Origin of the sequence: Flavobacterium sp. UBA4854, from assembly GCF_002399805.1 — a bacterium.
Lineage (GTDB): Bacteria > Bacteroidota > Bacteroidia > Flavobacteriales > Flavobacteriaceae > Flavobacterium > Flavobacterium ginsengisoli.
Genome location: NZ_DHEI01000109.1, coordinates 6,370 through 9,575, shown reverse-complemented (window position 1 = coordinate 9,575; position 3,206 = coordinate 6,370). Strand labels below are relative to the sequence as shown.

General features: G+C 29.9%; 3 protein-coding genes and 1 pseudogene. 3 read left to right on the top strand and 1 reads right to left on the bottom strand.

The window, feature by feature from the left end:
* Positions 1–82: 82 nt before the first annotated feature.
* Positions 83–586 carry a hypothetical protein gene (locus B3J44_RS16285; RefSeq protein WP_286969690.1) on the bottom strand — a complete coding sequence of 168 codons (504 nt, stop codon included), beginning with the start codon at positions 584–586 and terminating at the stop codon, positions 83–85.
* 317 nt (positions 587–903) lie between these two features.
* Between B3J44_RS16285 and B3J44_RS16280 the strand changes: the two genes are divergently transcribed.
* From B3J44_RS16280 to B3J44_RS16270, 3 genes and pseudogenes are all read left to right on the top strand, one after another.
* Positions 904–1,464, top strand: coding sequence for an RNA polymerase sigma factor (locus B3J44_RS16280; RefSeq protein ID WP_111422758.1), 561 nt, complete (start codon positions 904–906; stop codon positions 1,462–1,464).
* On the top strand, positions 1,451–2,197 hold the full coding sequence (locus tag B3J44_RS16275) for a hypothetical protein (protein WP_286969689.1): 747 nt from the start codon (positions 1,451–1,453) through the stop codon (positions 2,195–2,197). The genes B3J44_RS16280 and B3J44_RS16275 overlap by 14 nt, the downstream gene beginning before the upstream one ends.
* A 38-nt stretch (positions 2,198–2,235) precedes the next feature.
* Positions 2,236–3,206, top strand: a pseudogene (locus tag B3J44_RS16270) (hypothetical protein); the annotation flags it as partial.

Below are 3,206 nucleotides of genomic sequence, written 5' to 3'. Positions count from 1 at the left end.
AAAAATTGACTTTAAATATAAGATAAACAAAAACCTCTTTTAAAATTTTTAAAAGAGGTTTTTGTTTATAATGAAGCAAATTTTACTCTGCTGTTTCAATTTCTGTTTCAGATTCTGGTTTTTTCTTAAATTCATTGATAACGCCAAATAATGCCATCAAGCTAAATATTCCCCAGCCAATTGCCCAATATAAGCTGCTATTAGAAGAGTTTTTTTCTTTTTCCTTAGCTAATTCTGATTTTGGATTTGCAAGGTTAAAATCTGGGTCACCTTTAAGATAATAAACAGTCAATTTGTTTGATTTTGGAAGGTCAACATCAAAAGTATGTTCTCCTTCATAAGTGTTCCCATTCAAATCAAAATGATACCTAAATTTGTAAGTCTTCATTGGTATGCCAGCAATTTTAATCGTAGTCTCTTTATATTCATCATATAATTCCGCTTGGATTGTTGAATTGTCAAAAAGCATTTTTTCATAATTAGAGATTGCTTTGTTGTCTCCGCCTTTAATGTATTCAGTAGAGCAGTTTTTACAGCAAAAAACGGCAATAAAAAGAACTAGAATTGAGTAAAATTTGTCTTTCATTTAATTGGTTTTAGGTTTGTTTTTGGTAAATTTTTCGAAAGTAAATATAATAGATTAATACGTAAATAAGTATTAATTAAAAAAACTTGATTTTAATAACGTTTAAGGAAATTCTCAATGCATTTAAGAATGCTTAGAGATTAGTATGTCTTATGCGAGAAGTTACTTAAGTTTACATTAATAAGAGCCAATTACCCAATCTTGTTTTTGGAATTTATTTTTTTGAAAATTTTTTATACTTCATGCAACCATTTCAAATCGACAATCGTCTATGCTAATAGAAGTCTATTTCTAAAACCAAAACCAAAAGCTTATTAATGAAAATTATACCATTGCATCAAGAAGAAACCAAAATCATAAAGCTGGCTGTCGAGAACAATCGTCAGGCTCAGCAGCAGATTTATGGTAAGTATTCTTCGAAAATGTTAAGTGTATGCCGTCAATATATAAAAGACATTCAATTAGCAGAAGATGTAATGATAACGGCTTTCATGAAAGTGTTTACAAATTTGAAAAACTTTGAGCATAAGGGAAGTTTTGAAGGTTGGATCCGCCGAATTATGGTAAACGAATGTATTTCTTATTTAAGAGTTCAGAAAAAAGTAAAATTTGCTGAAGATGAGTTTTTTGTAGAAGAAAGCTTTAATGAAATTGACAGCCAATTTACCGTAGAACAGATTCAGTATTTAATTGATGCTTTGCCAGACGGGTATAAAATGGTTTTCAATTTATATGCAATTGAAGGTTACAAACACAATGAAATTGCCAAGATGTTAGGAATTAATGAAGGAACATCGAAATCGCAATTATCGCACGCTAGAAAAATGCTGCAAACACAAATTACTATTTTAAAAAAACAAGATAATGGAACCGAATAATTTTGAAAAGGATTTCCGTGAAAAGCTAAATCAACGAGAAATAGAACCAAGCAATAAAGCTTGGGATCGATTGGATGCGATGTTGAGCGTGACAGAAGAAAAGAAACCTACAGTTCGACTTCGCTCACTGCAAGATTCAAGAAAAAAATGGCTTTATATCGCGGCAAGTTTTGTAGGGTTTTTATTGATCGGCACAATTTATTTTAATCGTTCCGAAACTGTACAAATTAAGAATACACCAATAGTTTTAGAACAAAAAATAAATAAAGACACTTTAAATGTAGTAGGAGTAAATAAAGATGAGGTTATAAATATTAATAACCATAATCCGAAACGAATAATGAAACATGCCCAAGCTGTTGTTGAAATTCGTAATCAAAACAAGAATTCAGAACAACTTGCAAGTAAAGTAGAGCCTTCAACTAAGAATGATTTAAAAGGAGATAGTGCAACAGTTAATTCTTTTGAAAATAAGAATCACCAATCTGAAAATAAAAGCAAATACATTTCGGCAGAACAATTATTGGCAGAAGTTAATGGTAAAGTCGAAACAAAAACTACTGACGAAATAATTAGAAAAAACAGAAAAGCGGTTACAGTAAATCCTAACGATTTGCTTTTAAATGCCGAAACAGAATTAAATCAATCTTATAGAGAGTCTGCGCTAGATAAATTTAATAAAAATTTGAAAGCTGTAAAAAGTGCTATAGCAAATAGAAATTACGAAGAATAAATAAAGAATCATCAATCATCAATCAAAAAACGAAAATTATGCAAAAAATCATATTAATTATAATGATGATAGTTGCTTTGGCAACTAAATTATCAGCACAAGAGAGTGGCAGTTATAAAAAAGTTTTAGACTGGACTTATTGGCAGCACGAACCTGTAAAATATGAAATGAATTTTGAAAAAAATCCGGAATCCGCAGATCAAAATATCTTTACAATAAAATCAGTTCAAAGCAAAATAAAAGGTTTTGGGAGTCTTACGAAAACCATAAAATCTAATTTATATCAGGATAAAACGCTTAAAATGACTGCTTATGTAAAGACAGAAAATGTAAATTCATGGGCTGGACTTTGGATGCGTATCGATTATTATTCTGCTCGTGTACTTGCTTTTGATAATATGCAGAACAGACCTATAAAAGGTTCAACTAATTGGACAAAATATGAAGTTGTTTTATTTGTGCCAAAGGATGCAACATCAATTTCTTATGGAGTTTTATTAGATGGAACTGGCCAAATTTGGTTTAAAGATGTAAAGCTTGAAGTGGTAGAAAATACTGTTCCAGAAACTGGAGAAAATAAAGGAAGAGATCCTAAAGAAATTTCATTTGAAGTAAGGGCAAAAGCAATTGCTGATCAAATTACAAAAATAACAGATGATGAAAAGAAAGCTTTAAAAATAGAAGTAGATTCATTAGATAATCAAGTTTCAAAAGGAATAATTTCTAAAGAAAAAGGAGAAGAACTTAAATTAAATAGAGCAAAAGTTCGTGCCGCTGCTATTGAAACAAATGTTGCTATCGAAGAAAATAAATTAAGCCAATTAGTTCAAGATAGAGTTGATGGAAAAATTGATACAGAAAATTCAAATAAAAGCAAAGGGACAAAAATTATAATTGGCGATTGTAATGATTGTGATAAAGAAGATAAAACAATCATCAATCTTACTTCTATGAAAGTGTATCACGGACAAAAAGATGTAGATATACGCCAATCAAAAAGAACTACTAC